At 58.2% G+C, this 21,939-nt stretch carries 19 protein-coding genes and 1 pseudogene; 9 read left to right on the top strand and 11 right to left on the bottom strand.

What is annotated here, in order from left to right:
- Positions 1 to 13 precede the first annotated feature (13 nt).
- The gene (locus tag JJQ51_RS30100) at positions 14 to 289 is read left to right on the top strand and encodes a DUF982 domain-containing protein (protein WP_113333595.1); all 276 of its coding nucleotides are present in this window, start codon (positions 14 to 16) and stop codon (positions 287 to 289) included.
- Positions 290 to 521: 232 nt separating this feature from the next.
- Here JJQ51_RS30100 and JJQ51_RS30095 read toward each other — a convergent pair whose 3' ends face one another.
- Positions 522 to 1,040, bottom strand: coding sequence for a ferritin-like domain-containing protein (locus tag JJQ51_RS30095; protein ID WP_113333596.1), 519 nt, complete (start codon positions 1,038 to 1,040; stop codon positions 522 to 524).
- 184 nt (positions 1,041 to 1,224) lie between these two features.
- On the opposite strand from JJQ51_RS30095, the gene ku (JJQ51_RS30090) reads away from it, so the two are divergent.
- Entirely contained in the window at positions 1,225 to 2,031 is an 807-nt protein-coding gene (ku, locus tag JJQ51_RS30090; RefSeq protein WP_113352473.1) for a non-homologous end joining protein Ku, read from the top strand.
- A gap of 39 nt (positions 2,032 to 2,070) precedes the next feature.
- On the opposite strand, the gene ligD is transcribed toward ku (JJQ51_RS30090), so the two are convergent.
- The 5 genes from ligD to JJQ51_RS30065 form a co-directional block, all read right to left on the bottom strand.
- A complete protein-coding gene (gene ligD, locus JJQ51_RS30085) occupies positions 2,071 to 4,671 on the bottom strand; it encodes a DNA ligase D (RefSeq protein ID WP_269245639.1) in 2,601 nt (866 codons plus the stop codon).
- 2 nt (positions 4,672 to 4,673) lie between these two features.
- Positions 4,674 to 5,561 (bottom strand): non-homologous end joining protein Ku, encoded by an 888-nt coding sequence (ku, locus tag JJQ51_RS30080; protein ID WP_113352471.1) that lies wholly within the window; start codon positions 5,559 to 5,561, stop codon positions 4,674 to 4,676.
- A gap of 146 nt (positions 5,562 to 5,707) precedes the next feature.
- Positions 5,708 to 6,235 carry a DUF4142 domain-containing protein gene (locus JJQ51_RS30075; RefSeq protein ID WP_113333622.1) on the bottom strand — a complete coding sequence of 176 codons (528 nt, stop codon included), beginning with the start codon at positions 6,233 to 6,235 and terminating at the stop codon, positions 5,708 to 5,710.
- Positions 6,236 to 6,405: 170 nt separating this feature from the next.
- A complete protein-coding gene (locus JJQ51_RS30070; RefSeq protein ID WP_095437579.1) occupies positions 6,406 to 6,567 on the bottom strand; it encodes a DUF1328 domain-containing protein in 162 nt (53 codons plus the stop codon).
- Between the two features lie 71 nt (positions 6,568 to 6,638).
- A complete protein-coding gene (locus tag JJQ51_RS30065; protein ID WP_113352470.1) occupies positions 6,639 to 7,166 on the bottom strand; it encodes a hypothetical protein in 528 nt (175 codons plus the stop codon).
- Between the two features lie 278 nt (positions 7,167 to 7,444).
- Here JJQ51_RS30065 and JJQ51_RS30060 point away from each other — a divergent pair, with 278 nt between their 5' ends.
- Positions 7,445 to 7,864, top strand: a complete 420-nt coding sequence (locus tag JJQ51_RS30060) for an HD domain-containing protein (RefSeq protein ID WP_113352496.1) — start codon at positions 7,445 to 7,447, stop codon at positions 7,862 to 7,864.
- Between the two features lie 87 nt (positions 7,865 to 7,951).
- Here JJQ51_RS30060 and JJQ51_RS30055 read toward each other — a convergent pair whose 3' ends face one another.
- On the bottom strand, positions 7,952 to 8,239 hold the full coding sequence (locus JJQ51_RS30055) for a DUF3175 domain-containing protein (protein ID WP_113352469.1): 288 nt from the start codon (positions 8,237 to 8,239) through the stop codon (positions 7,952 to 7,954).
- Positions 8,240 to 8,474: 235 nt separating this feature from the next.
- On the opposite strand from JJQ51_RS30055, the pseudogene treS reads away from it, so the two are divergent.
- Positions 8,475 to 10,121: pseudogene (treS, locus tag JJQ51_RS30050) on the top strand (maltose alpha-D-glucosyltransferase); the annotation flags it as partial.
- Positions 10,122 to 10,280: 159 nt separating this feature from the next.
- On the opposite strand, the gene JJQ51_RS30045 reads toward treS, so the two are convergent.
- Positions 10,281 to 11,606 carry an NtaA/DmoA family FMN-dependent monooxygenase gene (locus tag JJQ51_RS30045; protein WP_113352467.1) on the bottom strand — a complete coding sequence of 442 codons (1,326 nt, stop codon included), beginning with the start codon at positions 11,604 to 11,606 and terminating at the stop codon, positions 10,281 to 10,283.
- 940 nt (positions 11,607 to 12,546) lie between these two features.
- On the opposite strand from JJQ51_RS30045, the gene JJQ51_RS30040 reads away from it, so the two are divergent.
- Positions 12,547 to 13,542: a GntR family transcriptional regulator gene (locus tag JJQ51_RS30040; RefSeq protein WP_113352466.1), complete on the top strand. Its 996-nt coding sequence runs from the start codon at positions 12,547 to 12,549 to the stop codon at positions 13,540 to 13,542.
- Positions 13,543 to 13,554: 12 nt separating this feature from the next.
- Here JJQ51_RS30040 and JJQ51_RS30035 read toward each other — a convergent pair whose 3' ends face one another.
- The 3 genes from JJQ51_RS30035 to JJQ51_RS30025 all read right to left on the bottom strand — a co-directional run bounded on the left by JJQ51_RS30035 (position 13,555) and on the right by JJQ51_RS30025 (position 17,150).
- Entirely contained in the window at positions 13,555 to 15,084 is a 1,530-nt protein-coding gene (locus tag JJQ51_RS30035; RefSeq protein ID WP_113352465.1) for a UxaA family hydrolase, read from the bottom strand.
- A 99-nt stretch (positions 15,085 to 15,183) separates the two neighbouring features.
- The gene (locus JJQ51_RS30030; protein ID WP_113352464.1) at positions 15,184 to 15,915 is read right to left on the bottom strand and encodes a response regulator transcription factor; all 732 of its coding nucleotides are present in this window, start codon (positions 15,913 to 15,915) and stop codon (positions 15,184 to 15,186) included.
- The gene (locus tag JJQ51_RS30025) at positions 15,912 to 17,150 is read right to left on the bottom strand and encodes a GAF domain-containing sensor histidine kinase (protein WP_113352463.1); all 1,239 of its coding nucleotides are present in this window, start codon (positions 17,148 to 17,150) and stop codon (positions 15,912 to 15,914) included. The genes JJQ51_RS30030 and JJQ51_RS30025 overlap by 4 nt, the downstream gene beginning before the upstream one ends.
- 298 nt (positions 17,151 to 17,448) lie before the next feature.
- On the opposite strand from JJQ51_RS30025, the gene JJQ51_RS30020 reads away from it, so the two are divergent.
- The 4 genes from JJQ51_RS30020 (at position 17,449) to JJQ51_RS30005 (ending at position 21,924) form a co-directional block, all read left to right on the top strand.
- Complete coding sequence (locus tag JJQ51_RS30020) at positions 17,449 to 18,465, top strand: ABC transporter substrate-binding protein (protein WP_113333623.1); 1,017 nt, start codon at positions 17,449 to 17,451, stop codon at positions 18,463 to 18,465.
- An 80-nt stretch (positions 18,466 to 18,545) separates the two neighbouring features.
- Positions 18,546 to 20,036, top strand: a complete 1,491-nt coding sequence (locus tag JJQ51_RS30015) for an ATP-binding cassette domain-containing protein (protein WP_145635590.1) — start codon at positions 18,546 to 18,548, stop codon at positions 20,034 to 20,036.
- On the top strand, positions 20,033 to 20,977 hold the full coding sequence (locus tag JJQ51_RS30010) for an ABC transporter permease (protein WP_145635592.1): 945 nt from the start codon (positions 20,033 to 20,035) through the stop codon (positions 20,975 to 20,977). Before JJQ51_RS30015 ends, JJQ51_RS30010 begins: the two co-directional genes overlap by 4 nt.
- Positions 20,974 to 21,924, top strand: a complete 951-nt coding sequence (locus JJQ51_RS30005; RefSeq protein ID WP_069615646.1) for an ABC transporter permease — start codon at positions 20,974 to 20,976, stop codon at positions 21,922 to 21,924. Before JJQ51_RS30010 ends, JJQ51_RS30005 begins: the two co-directional genes overlap by 4 nt.
- Positions 21,925 to 21,939: the final 15 nt, after the last annotated feature.

The raw sequence follows: 21,939 nt of genomic DNA, 5'->3' as shown, positions 1-21,939 counted from the left end.
ATGGGAGAGTTGGATGCACAATGTGATTGATGTGGAATTCAAGATGCTTTGGACCGCACCAGTCTACCTCGCGACCAGCAGTCGAGACGGCTGTCTGATTCAGGGGCCGGAGGATGCGATCCATTTCCTGTCACGAAGATGGCCTTGCGAACGAAGCAGGTCCTACGCGCGTGCGACGGAAAAATGCGTTGCGGCGGTTTCGCACAAAATTCCCGTCGAGGCGTCGCGAGCAGCTTTTGTAATTGCCTGCCTCGACGCGCACCTGATGTCGGGAAGCAGGTCGCCATGAAGACTGGCGACGATGATGCGATTTCAGAAAAACACGCTTACGAGTTCGGCCGGAAAGCCTTTGCAAAGGGAGTGAGCAGCGACAGCACGCTTTTGCGCAAGTGAACAACGCTGCGATCGAGGCGTATGGATTCATGGATGCGCAAAAGAAAAGATCCGTAGTGGACAGCATAAGCCGGGCCATCGGCCAAACTGATCATCCGCAATTGCTCCCCATGCCGGACATAAGCAGATTACCCTTGTCTCGCGAGGCGTCCGTCTCCCTCCCACATCAGCAGAAACTTCCGCGTTATCTGCGGCAGATGATCGTCAATCCATTTGGCCATTGCCTGCTCTTCGGCCAAGCTCTCCCGCAGAGCATGTTTTGCCTCGTCGAAGTTTCCGGCGTCCGCGATCGTCAGCAGTGATTTATATGCCGCGATTTCATAGTTTTCGAATGCGAAATCGGTGAGGGCGTCTTTCAGCACTTCGTCGCTTACGCTTGCATGGCTCATGACAGTCGTCGGGCTGGTGAACGAAAGGATCATATCCTTGAGGTTGAGATAATCCTCGTCTAAATCCTTAAGGATACGTTCGAGTCGCCTGATTTGATCCTCCGTTTCGCCGATGTGCTGTTCAAGTTTTGCCGCCACTTCCGGATAATTTTCCAAGCGTGACGGTTGCGGTCTTGTCATCCCCAAAGCCTGGTTTTCCATCGCATAGGCGTTTCGAAGGCCGATGACGAACATGTCGTGGATTTCTGTCTCTGCCATGATTGCATCCTCCATTGGCTGCTCGTTCTCAAACTAGGGCGAATTGGCGTTGTTCCCGCCGCTTCTGTTGTCCTGACGAATACCGGAGGATCGGCAGCATGCATTGAGTGCGGAATTTGACGGCATGGATGGTCGGGAACCATGCCTGCCGAAGACCGTTCCCCTTCCTGGTGGAGGAAAACTCATGGCGCCAAGATCATTCTGGAAAGGCTATCTCAAACTGTCGCTCGTGACATGTCCGGTCGCCATGGCTCCGGCGACCACCATTAACGAGAAGGTTCGCTTCCACACGCTGAACAGAAAGACGGGCAACCGCATCGTCAGCCAATATGTCGATTCCGTCACGGGCAAAGCGGTCGATGAAGACGATGAGGTCAAGGGATATGAGCGCGGCGAGGATGACTATGTCATGCTCGAGGACGAAGAGCTCGATGCCGTCGCTTTGGAAAGTACCAGAACGATCGATATCGAGATGTTCGTACCGCGCGACAGCATCGAATGGATCTGGTTCGATACGCCGCATTATCTGACGCCGAACGATGCTGTTGGGGAGGAGGCTTACTGCGTCATTCGTGATGCGATGGCCGCGAGCCGCATGGTCGGCATATCCCGGCTCGTCATGTATCGCCGTGAGCGTGCCGTCATGCTGGAAGCGCGAGACAAAGGGATCGTCCTGTGGACGTTGCGATTTGGCGATGAGGTCCGGGATGAAAGGGATTACTTCGAAGACATCCCTGCAAAATCGGTCGACACCAAACTGCTGAAGCTCGTGGGAGAGCTGATAGACGAGCGAACGAAATCATGGGACCCAGGCATGGTCTCCGATCCCGTCCAGGACAAGCTTCTCGATATCATCGCTGCCAAGAAGAAAGGTCGCAAGCGCCCGGCAAGGGCAAAGGCCGAAGAGGCACCCGCCGCGGGCAATGTCATCAGCATCATGGATGCGCTTCGAAAGGGCCTTTCACAGGAAAAGGGTGCAAAGAAAAGATAATCCGCATCGAGGGGGTTTCCGCCGGGAAGACGGAGCCTGTCATGAGCCGCGCTTGCGCTTCGCGTCGGGCAGATGCAATGGTTCTGCGGCTTTTCTGAACTCGGCCCAGGGATCCGAGCGAAGCGCGGCAAGCCGTGTCGGCACGTTGAGCACGGTGAAATAGTCGGGGCCGATGGCGGGGCTCAATTCCTCCCAGGACAAGGGCATGGAGACGGCGGCTCCCGGACGAGCGCGGGTCGAATAGGGCGCAACTGCAGTCGAGCCGCGTTGGTTTCGCAAATAGTCGACCAGGATCTTGCCCCGGCGTTTCGATTTGGTGATGGTGGAAACATAGCGGCCGGGGCTATCAGCGGCCATCGCGTCGGCGATGTCCTTGGTAAAGGCTTTCACGGCAGGCCATTCGGCTTTGGCGACCAGCGGGCAGACGATGTGCAGCCCTTTGCCGCCGGATGTCTTGACGAAGGGAACGAGACCCGCCCGTTTCAGCCGTTCGCCGGTCTCTTCCGCGGCGGCGATGATCTCTGTCCATGCGACATTCGGACCAGGATCGAGATCCATGATGATCATGTCAGGCTTTTCCCAATTGCCGACCATCGATCCCCAGGGATGGATCTCCAGGACAGCGGCCTGTACGAGGCCGATCAGGCCGCTCAGGTCGTTGATGTTCACATATGGCTCCTCACCTTGCGGATCCTTCGCCAATGCGATGTTCCGGTTCATGCCCTTCCAGGCGTGCTTCTGGAAGAAATGCTGGCCGCCGATCCCGTTCGGGCAGCGCACGAGCGCAAGCGGTCGGCCGACGACAAAAGGTCCCATGTAGTGCCAAACCTCCGTGTAGTAATCTGCAAGTCCGGCTTTTGTAACGCCCTCGTCCGGCCAATAGAGACGATCGCCATGGGTCAGGGAGATGCTGGTTCGCGACGGCCTTTCAGTCGAGGTCTTGGCGGCTGATTTCGGTGTTTCGCGAACGATGTCGAGTGGGTTCTTGTCTTCTCTTAAGCCACGGAAGGACGCATGACGCAGATGGCCGTCGGCCGTCCACGCACGGAATTCGACTTCCGCGACCAGTTCGGGCCGTATGAAGCGGACACCGCGATGTTCTTCTGCCGTCAGCCTGGATGCGAAAGGACTTTCCTCTGCCTTCAGGCGGGTAAGCCTTTTGAAGAGCTGCTCGGCGACTGTGTGTGTGTACCCGGTTCCGACGCGGCCGACATGCTGCAGCTTGCCATGCTCGTAGACGCCGAGAACCAGCGAGCCGATCGCGTTTCTCGATGTCGTCGAAGGCACCCAGCCGCCGATGACGAATTCCTGTCGTGACGAACATTTCGATTTGACCCAGTTCTTGCCGCGGCCGGAGCGATAGGAATCGCTGGCGATCTTGGAGACGATCCCTTCCAGGCTCAACCGGCAGGCATGGTTCAACAGCAGATCGCCATTCTCGTCAAAATGGCTGCTGAAGCGGAGGATCCCGGTTTCGGACGAAATGATCTTCTGCAGCAAGTCCTTGCGGCTGACCAAGGGGCAGGCAGTTAGATCATAGCCATCGAGGTAGATCAGATCGAATGCGTAGAAGACGAAACGGTCGCTGCGCCCTTCGCTGAGGTCGGCCTGCAGGGCGGAGAAGTCTGAGGCGCCGGCAGCCGGCTCGACGACCAGTTCGCCATCGATGATGGCTGTGCCGACGGGGAGATCCTTGAGGGCGCTGATGATCTCCTTGCCGAATTTCTGGGTCCAGTCGAGGCCGCTGCGCGTCAGCAGCTTGACGCGGCCTGCCTCGATGCGAACCTCCAGCCGATAGCCGTCGAATTTGATCTCGTGAAGCCAGCGCTTGCCCGTGGGAGGCTTGGATACCAGTGTCGCCAGGGCGGGTTCGACAAATGCCGGCAGGGCAGCCTTTCTGGCGTCCTTTAAAGCGGATGGCTCAATGGGCTTCGCATCGGCTTCCCGCTCGGGCGCAGCTTTGCTCGGCTTCTTTTTATTCTTGCCCTTGTCGTTGAAGCTCTCATCCTTGGCTCGGGCTATCCTGCGATCAATCTTGCCCGTTTTGGACGACCAGCCCGGCTTTTCGCCTGCAACCTCATCGATGACCCGTCCCGTCTTTGCCGATTCCGGCTGCTCTTCGAGGATATCGGGCGCACCCTCCGGGCGGGCCGCATCGTCCTCGCCTTTGATCAACAGCCAATTTTCCCGCTTCTCACGCGGCTTTCCGGCCATGCGGATCAGATGCCACCGGCCGCCGAGTTTTTTTCCGTGAAGCTCGAATTCGAGATGTCCTTTTGCCAGTCCCTTGTGGGGGTCGCCAAGCGGCGTCCACGTACCTTTGTCCCAGACGATGACGGTGCCACCGCCATATTCGCCCCTCGGAATCGTGCCTTCGAAGCCGCCATATTCCAGGGGATGATCTTCGGTCTGTACCGCGAGCCGCTTCTCGCCGGCCACCAGACTTGGCCCCCTGGTCACCGCCCAGCTCTTCAGCACGCCGTCCAATTCGAGGCGAAAATCATAGTGGAGCCGGCGCGCATCGTGCTTCTGGATGACGAAGCTGTTGCCGGCTGATGCAGCCTTGTTCCTGCTCGCACGGCCCTTTGGTTCCGATGTTCTGGTGAAATCGCGTTTGCGGTTATAGATCTCCAACGCCATGATCAGCTCGCCTTGCGTTGTGTCCGCGAGGAGGAGGCGGCACGCGATTTTGCTGCCTTGCGGGATGCCGCACGCGATTTCTTGGCGGAATGTTTGGCGCCTGTCTTGCCTTGGCCAGCCATGCCGGCGCTCTGGCGCAGAGCCTCCATAAGATCGGTAACCTTGGCGACTTTCGCCGGCTTGCGTTGCGGGATCTTTTTGCCTTCGATCTTGGCTTTTACCAATTCCGCGAGCGCGGCCTCATAGCGGTCGTCGAATTCACTGGCATCGAAACTGCCTTTCTTGGTGGCGATGATATGTCTCGCGAGATCGAGCATTTCGCCCTTGATCTTCATATCGGGCACATCCTCGAAGGCTTCCTGTGCCGAGCGAACCTCATAATCGAAATTCAATGTCGTAGCGATCAGCCCCGCGCCATGGGCGCGGATCATCATTGTCCGAAGGCGGCGAAACAGAACGGTGCGGGCAATGGCGGCAACCTGCTTCTTGCGCATCCCTTCGCGGATCAGCGCGAACGCCTCTGCGCTCGCCGGAGCGGAAGGGGCCAGATAATAGGGCCGGTCGAAATAGACATCATCGATTTCATCGCATGCCAGAAAGGCTTGTACATGCAGGACCTTATCGCTTTCCGGCACCGCCGCGGCGACTTCCTCGGGCTCAAGGATGACGTAATCGTCCTTGTTGAGTTCGTAACCCTTGACCTGATCCTCGCGCGGTACCGGCTTTCCGCTCGCACTATCGATGAATTCGCGCCTGACCCGGTTGCCGGTCGCCCGGTTCAGCGTGTGAAAGGAAATCCGTTCCGAGGTGGAAACTGCCGTATAGAGCGCGACCGGGCAGCTGACCTCCCCGAATTTGAGATATCCTTTCCATTGCGCACGCGGGCTCATGGGGATGCTCCATTTTCACGATGATATTCAACGATGCCGAAACGGCATTGTTCCGCAGTTTCGGATTTCGTCGCTGCGCTGACCGGCGTGCTTCCCGATATTGGATTGACGTCATGCGCGACGTTGCGAGCCTGGCGCCTCGGGACCTATTTTCCCAATTGCTTGGCCATCTGCAGATGATGTTCGAGCGTAGGTGTCGTATTTGCGGCCCATGCTTTCAAAGCAGCGCTGTCTCCCTTTTCGCCATATCGTTTGAAAAGATCGACGGCTTTGGCGTGAGCTGAACGTTGGTCGGAATCGTAGCGCTGAATGAATTCTCTTCCTTGCAGCTTTTGGAGCCTGGTCAGCATCTTTTTCTGATTGGACGTCATATCGCTGGGAAGCGTCGCCTTCGCCTTGCCGCTCGTTATCAGATCTTTCAACTGCATCGTCGTCTTCTGATGATCATCGACCATTTGCTGCGCAAAAGCCTTCGTCTGATCATCGCCCCGCTGCAGAGCAAGCTTACTGGCTTCGATTTCGAACATGTCGCTGCTCGCAGCTTCATTGACGAAATCCTGCGCCGCGGGTGCGGCGCCTACGAGCGAATTGACTCCGGTCTTTTCGGCAGCCGACTGGGCGAAGGCGCCGGTGGCAAGGAGCAGGATCCCTGCGGTAATGATTGAGCGCTTCATGACATTCTCCTTCCTTCGCTCTTCGAACTTGGAAAGGGTCGAAACGTTCCTGCCCATTTATCCTCACCGGATACCGAGGGCCAAAAATATCCGCGAAGGCAAGCTTCCTGTCAGGGCACAAGACCCGGCTTTCCCGGCCTCGACGATCGTATTCTCCTTCGCCTTTCTCCTCAGCGTCTCATCACATTCATGATCAGCGACACCACGAAGAAGATGAGGAAGATAAAGAACAGGACCTGTGCGATGGACGCAGATGCGCCTGCTATGCCACCGAAGCCGAGCGCGCCTGCAATCAAAGCTACGACGAGAAATATCAGTGCATAATAAAGCATTTCGCTCTCCATTGGTTGCTGCAAGGAGAACGGAATTGTGAGTGGTTTGTTCCTGTGGATGCTGGGAAGCGTCACGCTGCAGCGGTTGCCTGTCTCGACCAGGCCTGCTCGCCGCCGTTGCCAGGTGGCGGCGGCTCGGCGGCGTCCAGATACATCTTTGCCGGTGCCGTCAGCACAAACCAAAGGCTGGCGCCAAGCAGGAATGAGCTTGCGGCCTCATCACCGGCAGAGACACAAAAGGGGAAGATGACGGCGGTGAACAAAACGGTCAGGCGTACCGCCCATTCCGTTTCACGCTTGCGGGTGGCCGTCGCCGCGAGCGCCCGATAGGACCGCATGTCATAAATCCGTCCCACCCGTCCCAGGGCCAACAGCCGCAGTGACGGAAGCGAAAGCATCAAGAGCGTGCCGAGCCCGAAAACATAGATAGGGCCGTTTAAAAACAGGCCGCATGCCGACAGAAGGGCAAGTATGACGATGAGGTTCCACAAAGGGAAGAGCTTCTGCGGAGAATGGCCTGTCTGTCTGTGCCATAGCTGCATGACTGCCGATCCGCCGCGCAGCAGCGGTCGATCAATGTAACAATTGAGGAATTCCATGATGTGCCCTTCTAAACCCGGCGCAGACACACATCAGAAAAATCCGGCGTCAGCATGGCAGAATCGCAAATCCGATAGGCCAATCGAGCTTACTCGATGTTTTTCTATTGCGGAGGGAGGAACTATCCGCGGTCAAGGGGGTTCTCTGGCTGATCCGTCTTTCAGACGAGGCGGCGCCGATTATGTCGTCAATCGCGCGCCATCCAAACGGCTGCAAACATACGATTTCGCGACATATCCGCCAGCAAGCGATATCAACGACCCGGAAAGCTTTTACCGTGAAACATCTTGACCAAGCCATCCATATCGCGCTCGAGGCGCACGAAGGGCAGACGGACAAGACTGGACGGCCTTTCTTTGAGCATTGCCAACGCGTCGCACTGCTGGTTTCCGGTGACGAGGCCCGCACGGTCGCCTATCTTCATGATGTCGTCGAAAAGCGAAGAGGATGGACGCTCGATCGTCTGCAGGAAGAGGGCTTCCCGACAAGGATTCTATCTGCCGTCGATGCCTTAACGCGGCGGCCGGGCGAGCCGGACGAGCAATTCATCCATCGTGCGGCAGCGAATGTGCTGGCTTTGCCCGTCAAGCGGGCCGACCTTGAGGACAATCTTTGGCAAAGCGAGCAGATAGGCAAGGACGCCGCAAAATATCAGCGCGGCTTAGACACCCTGCTCGAAATGGCGAGCCGAAAGTAGGGGATGCCTCCTTCGATGCTTGAGGGGCGTGATCCAATCGAGGGGAGCGATCATGGTTCTGATGACTTTAGCTCTGAACCCAGCTCCTCAGGGATCGCGGCCAAAATCCTTGCGGAGTTCGGTTTTTGCCTTCTCCAGCGTTGCGCGCCGGGATTTCGAAAGCTGATCGCCCGCCCGATTGATATAGAAGTTCAACATCGACATGGCGGATCGAAACGGACTGGATTTGCGGCGGTCGCTGTTTTCGGCGGATTCTTTGAGTGAATCGGCAATTTTCTTGGCGCTGCGCTCGTTGAATACGCCTTTCTTCAGGTCCATGGCATCACTGGTCTCATTGACGTGCTGTGACCATTTCTTCGATTTACCTTTGGGCATTGCTGCACTCCTCGTTGAAATTCGCGGTGCCGTCAGCAACCCTGAAAGGCTGAGCTTGCCGGCGCTGGAATCCGAACAAGCGAGCTGCCGTCATGTTCCCCGTCACGGGGCCAACATTGGCTTCGGGCTCGTAGATTTCCCCCGGGCAATCTTGAAGAGACAACAGGCAGTATTAATTTTGTGGCCAGAACCTGTCGCGCCTGACCGAAACTATGGTTGCCGAGGGAGCTGCCGATTGAGCGAAACCGAACGCGAGCTTCGCTATGCATCCTGGCATAAGGATGCTGTCATCTACCAACTCCATGTGAAGTCGTTCTTCGACGCCAATGGAGATGGATTTGGCGATTTCGCCGGATTGACGCGCAAACTGGATTACCTGGCATCGTTAGGTGTCAACACGATCTGGCTTTTGCCGTTTTATCCATCTCCCCGCCGTGACGACGGCTATGACGTGCTCGATTATGAAAGCATCAGCCCGGAATTCGGCACGCTCGACGATTTCAGAAGGTTCGTGGAGGCGGCCCATGCCCGCAACATGCATGTCATTACGGAGCTGGTTCTCAACCATACCTCCGATCAGCATCCCTGGTTTCAGCGTGCCCGAAACGCGCCGGCCGGGTCTCCGGAACGGGATTTCTACGTCTGGTCGGAAACGGACGACAAGTTTGCGGAAACACGCATCATTTTCGTCGATAGCGAGAGATCCAATTGGACCTGGGACCCGGTTGCCAACGCCTATTTCTGGCATCGCTTCTACTCCCATCAGCCGGATCTGAACTATCACAATCCTGCCGTTATCGAAGCGGTTTTGGATATCATGCGCTTCTGGCTCGATCTTGGCGTGGACGGCTTTCGCCTCGATGCCGTTCCGTATCTTGTTGAGCGAGAAAACACCAATAACGAGAATCTTCCTGAAACGCACAGGCTGCTCAAGCACATCAGAAAGACGCTCGAGGCAAGCTACCCCGGCGTCATACTCCTTGCAGAAGCAAATCAATGGCCGGATCAGGCACGGGACTATTTCGGAACAGGGGACGAATGCCACATGGCCTTCCATTTCCCGCTGATGCCGCGAATATTCACCGCGGTTGCAATGGGAAATTCCCAGCCGATCATCACCATGGTGCAGCAGACCGATGGCATCCCTGAGGAATGCCAGTGGGCCATTTTCCTCAGAAACCATGACGAGCTGACTTTGGAAATGGTCACCGAGGCCGAGCGCAATTTTCTTTGGGACACCTATGCTTCCGACGAACGCGCCCGATTGAATCTCGGCATCCGACGTCGCTTGTCGCCGCTCATGGATCAGGATCGGCGTCGCGTCGAGCTTCTCCACATGTTGTTGTTCTCTTTACCCGGTAGCCCTGTGCTTTACTATGGCGATGAGATCGGCATGGGCGACAATGTCGATTTGGGAGATAGAGATGGTGTTCGCACACCGATGCAATGGTCCAGCGGCAAAAATGCCGGATTTTCGGGCGGCGATCCAAAGACCCTCGCACTGCCGCTCATCGATAATCCCCGTTTCGGCTTCCAGGTGATCAATGTCGCCGCACAGGAGAAGGACCCGCATTCGCTTCTGAACTGGGTTCGTCGCATCCTAGCAATCCGATCGGCGCATCAAGCCTTCGCAAGGGGCGCGATTTGCTTTGTGAGCACGGAAAACCCGGCCGTCATCGCATATGTCAGAGAATATAAAGGCGAATGCGTTCTCTGCGTCGCGAATCTGTCAAACATCGCTCAGGCCGCCATGCTCGATTTACATCAATATTCGGGCAGTCGTCCCAGGGAGCTGTTTGGGAAGACGGCATTTCCGGCTGTGGGCAAGCATCGTTATCCGATCATGTTTCAGCCCTACGGTTACTTCTGGTTTCAGCTGAAGCCCTGAGGTGAGCCTTCCAGCCATCAAAACACGGTCGGCTCGCCCTTGTTTTCCTATTTGAGAAGGGCAGCTCTGGTTGCACGACGATCTTCGTGCCATTCGGCGGCAACAGGCTCAAAGCCTTACCGCAAGTTGTTGTGACCATTGGCCGGGAACGGATCAGGCGCGCCTGGCCGAGTTCAACGCGCCGTCCGTAACTACATAGGGCGGGAGCTCCAGATTCGAACGGAAATCGTCTCCGACATAATCGGTGTCGATAATCGACCGCCGCCGCAACTCGGGCAGCAGCCCGTTCACCAGCAGATCCTCCTGGTCCGGATTGCCGAAGCCGTGGAGCGAGAGAACATCGAGAATTCCGGCCCGAAAGCGTTCCTCGATCGCATCGACAAGCTGCTCCGGCGTGCCGGCGACCGACCAGTGCCCGGTTTCCTGCGCCTGAATGATGAGCTGCCGCAATGTCAGCCCTTCACGCGCATAGCGGCGGAAGATTTCCACGCGGCCGCGCCGTCGGTTGATGCTGGTGACCTCAGGCAGAAGTGCCTCCGGCAAAGGCTTGTCGAGCGGCAGTTCGGAAAGATCGAGATCGCCGCCGAGCATGTCCGCCAGTTTCAGGCGACCTTGTTCGTAGTCGATCCGCTCATGCTTCTCCTTCAGGCGTCTTGCGACATCCGCATCGGAATCGCCGATCACCGAATGGAAGGAATTCATGATGAAGGGGAGGCCCGCTGCGCGCCCGAAGCTTGTCGCGCGACGCCGCAGTTCCGTGACGAAAGCGATGGCATCCTCGAGCTTGGGCTGCGAGGTATAGACCACCTCGGCATATCGTGCGCCGACGGTGACACCGGCTTCCGACTGGCCCGCCTGGAACTGGACGGGGCGACCCTGCGGCAAAGGCGGCACGTTCAAGGGGCCGTCGACCTGGAAGTGCTTGCCGCGATAGTTGATCGGATGGAATTTTGCCGGATCGATACCGATCGCCCCGGACGCCTTGCGTTCGGCGGCATTACGTTCATTGGCATCATAAAGCGCATTGACGATTTCGATGAATTCAGCAGCCCGCTCATAGCGCTCCTCCGGGCTTGGCAATGTCTCGCCGAAATTCTCCTCGCCGACAGAGGAGGTCACGGCATTCCAGCCGGCGCGCCCGCCGCTTGCATGGTCGAGCGTGCCGATCTGGCGGGCCAGATTGTAGGGATAGTGAAAGGTGGTAGAGACGGTGGCGATCAGGCCAATGTGTGACGTCACCTGGCTCAAGGCGGCAAGCGCGATGATCGGCTCCTGGATGCCGGCGGTTCCGGCAAGTCCCGCCGGGTCGATATGGAGCAGGTCGGCCGTGAACAGCCCGGTGATCTTTTCCGCTTCCGCCTTGCGGGCGAGCTCGATGGCACGCTTGATGCCGGTGACGGGGCTTGTGTCGTTTCCGGCGGAAATGACGCTGCTTGCTCCGGTCAATGTCTTCAGGCGTCGGGGACGATTGTGGGTCATCGCGAATTTCCTTGATGTCGTCGGCAACGTCAATTGTTATAATCTATATTTTTAATAGATTATTAGATCGAGCAATGATGTTTTAATCGTCGGCTGCACGATAAAAGATCATGCCGTGCGACACCCTCCTGAAATTATACGTCCTGAGCCACCGAAGCATTGGGTGATCGAGAGATGGCAGGGTCGATCGGTGGGTTCCCGATGATCGGCAGCCTCTGGATAGGCTTCAGCTATCGGCAGGAGGCATTCCCTTGGCTGATATGTCGGCCATGGGAATTTTCGTCCTTCGGCAAGGACTGGGCATTGCATCTAGGGCTACGGAGGCGAGTGAGATGGATTTGCCTAAACATCCTGGCGATTATCGGAACCAAAAGCGCACGCCCGCGTAGATTTAGACGACGAGCCTTCGTTCGGTTCTGGCGAGGAGCGGAATGTCATGAACCGCTTCAATACCCAGGAAGGGTAATTTGCTTTCCCTCCACGGCGACACGCAGCGTAACTTCGAAAGGAGGACCTGATGTCGAATTATACACCTCTGGTCCTGTTTTTCATCTCTGCGGGGCTGCTAATATGCATGATCGGTATCGGCTTGGCGTCTCTTATTCAGTGAAAATACCCGGATGACGCCTCTGGATGAGCGAAAGCTGGTAATCGGAGCCGAAGAGGTTCGGGAGCAACTGAACGATTGAAGCCGGATGCCAGGATATGCCGGGCGCCACTTGCTTTCAGGCGATTTTCAGGCCCGATCAGCGACATTGGATTTTCGTGGAAGTATCGAAAGCGTGGTATGGATATTTACGTCAGTGGTTCTAAGCAGGGTGAGGAAGGCAATCGAATTTTTCCGTCAGATTTCGGAGCCGCTTTGGAATCGTTGCTCTTCTATAGTTAGCGAGATGCTCTCCATAGAAGTTACAGACTCGGACGCGAAATATGGGACGACATGGGCATATCACGGCTAGGGAACGGCGGTTCGCGCAAAACCAGTCTCTATGAGGAGCTCTTCGGGCGGCTGAAGGCCGAGATTCTCGATGGGACGGTGCCCGAGGGCGCAGTGTTGACCGAGGCCGCTCTTGCGGGCTTGATAGACAGCAGCCGAGCGCCGGTACGTCAGGCACTCCAGCTCCTCTTCGAGGATGGATTGATCACACGGTTTGATGGCCGCGGTTTTATTGTCGGCAAGACAGGGACTCTTCCGAGGCGGATCAAACTTGCGGACTATCTCGGCAAAATGTTCGACGGGGATGACGACAGGCCGATATTCGCCTGGCAGGCGCTCTATGAAGATGTCGAGAGCATCGTCGTCTATCGCTCCTTTTTCGGCCGCTATCGCATCAATGAAAACGAGCTCGCACGGCATTTCGGCGTTGGGCGTGGGGTAGCACGCGACGTACTGCTGAAGCTCGAAACGCTCGGCATCACCGAAAAGGACGATAATTTCCGCTGGTCGATCGTACCGCTCGACAGCCAGCGCATTCGCGACCTCTACGAGGTGCGCGAGCAAATCGAGCCGGCGACCCTTGCAAGTGCCCTGGGCGGGCTTTCGAACGAACATGTCGACACAATGCTTTCAAGGCTGGCGCTGGCGCTTGCAGATTATCCCGATGTATCGGCCTCGACCATGTATGAGCTTGAGCTGGACCTTCATCTGCGCAGCCTGCAGGCTTGCCCGAACAAGGAGTTCCTGAGCATCCTGAAGCGGACTCACTGCATCCTGACCCTCAGCAAGCACATCGTCGGCAGCCGCATCAAGAGGCCGGAATACGAGCCCTTCCTCTCCGAGCATATCGGTGTCTTCAAGATGGTGCAAAAGCGCGATGAGGAAGGGCTGAAGAAAGCGATGCGTGATCACATCAGCAATTCTCAGCCCAACGTACAGGCGCGTGCCGCCTATATCCGCGAGCACTATCAACCGGACGAATACAGTTTCATCCTCTAATACGGAACGGCATCAGGTGATGGCGCCGACCTGCCAGGGAACGAATTCATTATCGCCATAGTCGAAGGTCTCGCTGAGCGTCTTCTTTCCGGAGGCGACAGCGATGATTTCTTCGAAGATCCGTTCGCCGGCCGCCTCGATCGTATCGTCGCCGCTGACGATGTCGCCACAATTGATGTCCATATCCTCGCGCATATGGTTGTACATCTCGGTATTGGTGGCGATCTTGACGCAGGGCGCCGGCTTGAAGCCGGAGACGGAGCCTCGGCCCGTCGTGAAGCAGATTACATTGCAGCCGCCGGCAACCTGGCCGGTGACGGCGACGGGATCATAGCCGGGCGTGTCCATGAAGACGAAACCGGGTTCATCGACGATCTCCGAATATTCGTAGACGGCCTTCAGCGGCATCGAGCCGCCCTTGGCGACGGCTCCGAGCGACTTCTCGAGGATGGTCGTCAACCCGCCGAGCTTGTTTCCATAGGAAGGGTTGTTGTTGAGTTCCGCACCGTTGCGGCGGGTATAGTCGCGCCACCAGTCGATCCGGGAGAGTAGCTTTTCTGCGACGGCGGGCGTAACCGCTCTGCGTGTCAGCAGATGTTCCGCGCCGTAGATCTCCGGCGTTTCCGCCAGAACCGAGGTGCCGCCATTGCGCACGAGAAGATCGGAGGCATAGCCGAGCGCCGGGTTGGCCGATATTCCGGAATAGCCATCGGAGCCGCCACATTCCAGGGCCAATTTGATCCCCGAAAGCGGCTGGACGGTGCGCTTGGCTGAGTTCACCTCGGGCAACATGTCTTTGATCATTTCGGAAGCGGCCGCGATTGTCTTGCGGGTACCGCCGAGATCCTGGATCGTCATGGTGCGCAGGCGGTTTCCTTCCTCAAGCTTGTAATGCTCCAGGATGGGTGCGATCTGATTGGTTTCGCAGCCAAGGCCGATCATCAGGATGCCGCCGAAATTCGGGTGCCGCGCATAGCCCTGAAGAGTGCGGGCCAGATAGCGGTAGCCCTCCGACTGAGTGTTGATGGCGCAGCCGCCGCCGTGGGTCAGCGCCACGACACCATCGACATTGTCGAAGCCCTCAAGCCCGCCGGTGCGATTGAAATGTTCGGCAATATATTTCGAGACGGTTGCCGAGCAATTGACCGTCGTGATGATGCCGATGAAATTGCGCGTGCCGACGCCGCCGGCGCCGCGGTCGAAGCCCATGAAGGTCCGACAGTCCTCTTGCGGCAACATGCCCGTCTCTTCGATATCGACGCTGAACTGGTAGGGATGGTCGGATTCGATCACGGCCAGGTTCTGTAGATGGACGTGGCCGCCGGACGGAATGAACTGTGTCGCGACGCCGATCGGCTGACCGAATTTGCGGATCTCCTGGCCGACCTGGATATCGCGGACTGCCACCTTGTGACCGCGCGGGATCTGGTCTGCCGCGATCAAGCCGTCGATGCCGGTCGGGCTGCCGGCGCGGATCATCGCGCGAGCGACCGCGACATCGTCGATGGGGTTCAGCAGGATGACAGGCGAAACGGCGGACATAGGAAGTTCCATATGGTTGGATTAATGTCTATTGCTAGCAATAGACAATTATTCGAGGGAAGACGTCAAGCACGATCGACTTTAGTTCAGGGCTTGCTTTCAGTTGCGTGGTTGGCGCGCCAGCCAGGCGGAAAGATCGGCTTCCGCACGTTCGAGCGCGCTGTGATTGAGAAGTTTCCTTAAGAACGCCACGGCAACCGCGCGCGCTCTCAGATTGAAACGACCATCATCATCCTGACCGCCAAGCGGCTGATAGACGCCGAGTTTCACATAGAGCTGCTGCAATCGGTTCTGAACGCTGCGGACCGAAAGATTGCGCCGCTGGGCAATCGCGCGATCGGTCAACCCAAGAGCGATATCGATCAGGATCTCGTATTCGGCCTCGGTGAAACCGTTGACGTTGCCGAGGCTCTTTTGCTGCATGCCGCGCACCTCACGGTCGATAACGCACTGGCTTTCGATGAAGATGCTGCGAAGCGCCAGCTTCAGGCGGTCGTCCGAGGCGGATTTCAGAACATATCCGTAGACGGCGCCGGCAGGCACGATGCGCGAAACGCCGCGAACATAGGCCTCGTCTGAATAGTTTGACCAGAAAAGGATGCGTGTCTCCGGTCGCTCCTTCCAGATCGTGCGGGCCGCTTCGATGCCGTTGCGCTGGCTCATCTGCAGATCCATGACGATATGAGACGACCTCAAATCCCGCGCCAGCCGTTCGCCCGTATTGCCATTTTCTGCCTCCAGCACGCCATCGCATTCGGGAAGTGCGGCGCGGATCGCTTCATTGAGATAGGAGCGATGGAGCGGATCGTCTTCGATGATCAGAACCTTCATGCGGCGGCTCCTCCGACCGTCTGCGCCTTGGCAGGCAGGTTGACACTGACGATCGTTCCACCGGAGGCTGCTGCGGCCTTAATTGCGAAGCGGGCTGAAATCAGGCGCGCTCGGGTCCGCATATTTTCGATACCGCCGCCCGATAATCTGCGGGTATTTCCAAGTCCGACACCGTCATCCACGACATCAATGGTGACCGCACCCTCGGGTGCTTTCAGATGAACCGCAATGTTGCCGGCCTGGGCATGGCGAATGGCGTTGTTGATGGCCTCCTGCGCAATGCGGAATAGGGCAATGGACACCGATTGTTCAAGGCAATCGATCGCGCCGCCGGTCTCGTCGTTCAGTGTCCAGGTCAAAGTCGCGCCGCTCTCCTGGATCGATCGTTCGAGATGGTTCTCGATCGCCTGCGCGAAACCGAACAGTTGAAGGACGGAGGGCTTGGCCTCCTCGATGATCTGGCGAAGATCGTGCATGCTGTGCTGCAGCCCGCGAAAGAGCGGCTCAAGTGCTTCGCCGGTGACATCGGGCTGTCGCGCGAGCCGCTCCAGCCGTCTTGAGAGACGGGTCAGGTCGGCCAGAATCTGGTCGTGGAGGTCCATGCCGATGCGCTGCCGCTCGGCTTCCAGGGCCTCAGTCAATTTCAGGGCGCCGAGGCGCAGACCCTCTTCGCGGGCACGAGCTTCGGCTTCCACGATTGCCGAGCGTTTCGCTTGGTCGGCGGCGCGGATTGCAAAGAAATGGGGTGCCAGCAGATCGGCAATGACGCGGGCACTTTCGATATCTCGCATGGTGTAGAAGCCGGTCTGGTGGCTCGAGCAGGAAAGCGCACCGATGACATGCCCCTGGACTTTCAGAGGCACGTGCAGACGGCTATGCAGCGATTGATGAAAGATCGGATGTGAAAACGCGCCCTGGAAATGGAATTGGGGATCATTCCAGGCGTCGTCGGTCAAGAGGTAGTCCGTCTCGCCCCATAGAAGCGTGCGGATGGGGCTATTGCTCACGGGTGCGGGAAAACGGCGACCCCAATCCGTTTCCAAGCCGCTCTCGTAGGCGGTATGAAATTGCTCGTCCATCAGGATGATGCAGACATCCAGATGGTCATGCGGGATGACGTGGCTGATCTCGGCGGCGACCGCCTGGATGACCGAGTGAAAGTCGAGCTGGCCGGCGAGAAGCCTCGATATGTTGAGATAATGGTCGAAGACCGATTGCGGCGCCAGATCGCGCAAGATACGCCCTCCCAGGCAATGCGCCGACCTATGCTCCTCCGGTCGCTCGCAGCATGCAAATTTCCGGCACTATTAAGCGCCGATCCGAGAGATCCGTCTTGCGGATTTGCGCATCTTTTCTGCGGGATCCCGCAAGGTCCCGCCCTTTAAGCGCCTGTACAAGCGTCACAATCTCGGACATCCTGTTTCTACTGACAGGGTAACCTTCAGTGCAAATATTATTTTCGATCGTTCGTTGAGGAGCGCGCTCGAAAATCTTGGCCTGGAAGATGAAGTACAGGCGCTTTGGGAGGAAAAAATGAATATTGCCAAGATGCTTATGGCGTCCGCCGTCATCGCTTGCGTTGCCGCGCCGGGAGCTGCCTTTGCCGATACGTCATCCAAGAAAATTGCATTATCGAACAATTATGCCGGCAATTCCTGGCGTCAGGCCATGTTGACCAGCTGGCAGAAGGTTACGGGCGAAGCGGTCAAGGCCGGTGTCGTCGCCGCGGCCGACCCGTTCACGACGGCTGAAAACCAGGCGACCGAACAGGCCGCCCAGATCCAGAACATGATCCTGCAGGGTTATGATGCGATCGTCATCGATGCTGCCTCGCCGACGGCGCTGAACGGCGCGATCAAGGAAGCCTGCGATGCCAAGATCGTCGTCGTTTCCTTCGATGGCATCGTCACCGAACCCTGCGCGTGGCGCATCGCAGTCGATTTCAAGGGCATGGGTGCCAGCCAGATCGAATATCTCGCCAAGAAGATGCCGAAGGGCGGCAATGTGCTCGAAATCCGCGGGCTTGCAGGCGTTTCCGTCGATGATGAGATCTCGGCCGGCATCCATGAAGCTGCCGCCAAATACCCGCAGTTCAAGATCGTCGGTTCGGTTCATGGCGATTGGGCTCAGGATGTCGCCCAGCGAGCGGTTGCCGGCATTCTGCCCAGCCTTCCCGATATTGCCGCGGTCGTGACCCAGGGCGGCGACGGCTACGGTGCCGCTCAGGCCTTTGCCGCCGCCAAGCGTCCGATGCCAACCATCGTCATGGGCAACCGCCAGGACGAGCTTGCCTGGTGGAAGAAGGAGAAGGATGCCAGTGGCTACGAGACCATGTCGGTCTCGATCGCGCCAGGCGTCTCCACGCTGGCCTTCTGGGTTGCCCAGCAGATTCTCGACGGTCAAGAGGTGAAGAAGGATCTGGTCGTACCATTCCTGCGCATCGATCAGGACAATCTCGAAACCAACCTTGCCAACACGCAGGCAGGCGGTGTTGCGAACGTCGAGTATACGCTCGACGACGCCAAGAAAGTCATCGCGGCGGCGAAGTAACCGATATCTGCGAACCGTAGAGACGGGCGCCGCCGATAAAAGGTGGCGCCTGCTGATGCAACGCCCGATCCGGACGATCCATGATTGCAGCGAAAGACAATGTTTTGAAGAGACAGGATGCCGGCCCGCAGGCCGTCGTCTCTGCTCATGGCATCAAGGTGCATTTCGGTGCTGTGAAGGCGCTCGATGGCGCCGACCTGACGGTTCATGCCGGCGAGTGCATCGGGCTCGTCGGTCATAATGGCGCTGGCAAGTCGACGATCGTCAACGTCATCAACGGCGGTCTCAGCCCACACGAGGGCAGTGTCACCTATGAGGGAGACGACAGCGTGCACGGCATCAACGCAGCGCGCGCTCACGGAATACGTTGCGTTTTTCAGGAATTGTCACTTGCGCCCAATCTCACCGTCGTCGAGAACATGCGGGTGGTCCATCGCGGCCTTGCCGGCTGGAATTGGCGGCGACAGGCGGCGGCAATCGTTCGCGCCAAGCTCGACGAGATTTTCGCTGGCCACAGGATCGACGTCATGCGGACCGTCGGCGAACTCTCGATCGCCGAGCGGCAGATGGTGGAGATCGCGATCACCTTTTGTGCGGTCGGTGAAACGCCGAAGCTGGTCATCCTGGATGAACCGACCTCATCGCTCGACGCCGGGCTTGCCGCTCAGCTGATGGCCTATGTGCGCAGTTTTGTGCAGGCCGGCGGAGCGGTCATGCTGATCTCGCATATTCTCGGTGAGATCCTTTCGACCGCAAGCCGAATTCTGGTCATGAAGGACGGTCGCGTCGTTGCCGATCGCATTGCTCAGGATTTCACCGTCCACAGCCTGGTCCAGGCGATGGGCAGTGTCGTCAAGGAACAGGATTGCAGGGGCAGGAGCGGAGGGAACATCGCATCGTCTCCTCTGCTTGCGCTGTCGGCGCGAGGGGGAAGGGGCCTTGGCTTCAACGCCCGCCGGGGCGAAGTGATAGGGCTTGCCGGGCTCGCCGGCCATGGCCAGACCGACATGTTGCTCGATCTCCATCGCTCGCTTTCTCACAACTGGCTGCCGGGCAGGCAAGACAATATCGCTTTTGTTGCCGGCGACCGCAGCTTGAACGGCACGTTTCCGCTTTGGAGCATACTGAAAAACCTCAGCATTGCCTCGCTCAGCGATTTATCGCGTCTGTCGGTCGTTGATCGCGGCCGCGAGGATCGTCTCGGTGCAGACTGGAAGGGTCGCATCGAAATCCGGACGCCGACGATGGCAAACGGCATTTTGTCCTTGTCGGGCGGCAATCAGCAGAAGGTTCTGTTTGCTCGCGCTCTGGCCACGACTGCGCCGATCGTGCTGATGGACGATCCCATGCGCGGTGTCGATATTGGTACCAAGCAGGAGGTCTACAGGATCTTGAGCGACGAGGCTTCGTCCGGTCGGACGTTCATCTGGTATTCGACCGAGATGGACGAGATTCGCCTCTGCGATCGCGCCTACGTCTTTCGCGACGGCGCCATCGTGTCGGAGCTGATTGGAGAGGACATCACGGAGGAAAATGTGTTGGCGGCTTCCTTTGCCGGGGAGGGCGCATGAGCCGCCCGTCATCTGCTACCCTGCGCCTGCTCATTCCGGCGCTGTCGCTTGCCGTCCTGCTCGCCGCGGTCTTTTATCTGCAGCCACGCGCCATGAGCTATATCGGCCTCAATCTGCTCTTCAATCTCGCCGTGCCGATTGCGCTGGCCACGATCGCGCAGATGATGATCATGGCGGTCAACGATCTCGATTTGTCGATGGGCACCTTCGTCAGCTTCACGGCCTGCGTGGCGGCGACCTATCTGCAATCTGCCCCGCTCATCGGTATCCTCATTCTGACGGCCGCAATTGCCGTCTATGCCGCGATCGGCATCGTCATCTATATCAGGGATCTGCCATCGATCGTCGTGACGCTCGGCATGAGCTTCGTCTGGGGTGGCCTAGCAGTTCTGCTGCTGCCGGCACCGGGCGGCACCGCGCCCGATTGGGCGCGCTGGCTGATGACTTCGAAGCCGCCGTTCATCCCGATTGCGATCATAGCCAGCATCGTCATCGCGCTGCTTGCCCATCTGATCGTCATGCGCTCTTCCTTTGGAGTATTGATCCGCGGTGTGGGCGGTAATCAGCGGTCGCTGCAGCGGGCTGGCTGGTCCGTTGTTGGTCTGCGTGCCGCCGCCTATGCGCTGGCGGGCTTCTTCGCCGTATTGGCCGGCATTGCCCTGGTTGGGCTTACCACCTCGGCTGATGCGAATATCGCGCTGCGCTATACCTTGCTGTCGATCGCAGGCGTCATCCTCGGCGGCGGGGAGTTTACCGGCGGCCGCGTCTCGCCTATGGGCGCCGTCATCGGCGCCCTGACATTGACCCTGGCGGGCTCCTTCCTGTCGTTTCTGCGGATATCGCCCGACTGGCAGATCGGTGCGCAGGGCGCGATCCTGATCATCGTGCTTGCCCTCAGGCTCTTGCTCAATCGCGTCGAAAAGCGGGAGAAACAATCATGATCGCGCTTGCCACGCTCGGCCGTAAACCCTGGATTTGGTCCTTCATCGCCGCAATCGCGGTGTGGATCATCACCGTTCTCTTCACCGGCGGCGCGAGTTCCATCGGCCTGTCGCAGGCGGCACTCACCTTTGCGGCATTCTCTGTCATCGTCGGCATCGGCCAGATGTTCGTCATCACGCTCGGGCCAGGAAACATCGATCTCTCCGTGCCGGCGACCATGACGCTTGCTGGCACCATCGCGCTGAAACTCATGAATGTCGAGGACAGTATGATCGTGCCGGGTTTGCTGGTGTCGGTCGTCATCGGCCTCGGCATCGGTCTCGGCAATTACGCCCTGATCAAGCTCTTGCGCATTCCGCCGATCATCGCGACGCTCTCCATGAGCTTCATCATTCAGTCGACCGCCATCTGGAGCAATCGCGGCCTTCGCATCAAGCCGCCCGAATATCTGGCCGAGTTCACGACATCGGGGGTATTCGGCATACCAAATGTCGCCATTGTCGCCTTGTTGCTCTCGGCGCTTGCCTGGATTCTTCTGGAAAAGACGATCTATGGCCGCTGGATCTCGGCGATCGGTCAAAGCATGTTTGCGGCGCGCATGGCAGGCATCCCCGTCGACGGAACGCGGCTTGCGACCTATGTGCTCTGCGCCATCCTCGCCTCGATCTGCGGCTATCTGCTGGCGAGCTTCTCCGGCGGCGCGGCCCTTAACATGGGCGCGGAATATCTGTTGATGTCGATCGCCGTCGTCATCATCGGCGGGACGGCGGTTGCCGGCGGCGATTCCAACGTGCCGGGCATCTGGGGCGCCTCGCTGTTCATGTTTCTGGTCGTCTCGATGCTGAACACCTATGGCTTCGGCGCAGGCCCGAGGCTCGTTCTCACCGGCCTGATCATTATTGCCGTCATTCTCGTGGCTGGCGGCCGTCCGATTGGCGGGCGCTGAATTCTCTCCCAAAAG

It is taken from the genome of Rhizobium sp. AG207R (assembly GCF_027109195.1).
Classification (GTDB): domain Bacteria; phylum Pseudomonadota; class Alphaproteobacteria; order Rhizobiales; family Rhizobiaceae; genus Rhizobium; species Rhizobium dioscoreae.
The sequence above is the reverse complement of the archived record's forward strand: the minus strand, read 5'-3'. Positions and strand labels throughout refer to the sequence as shown.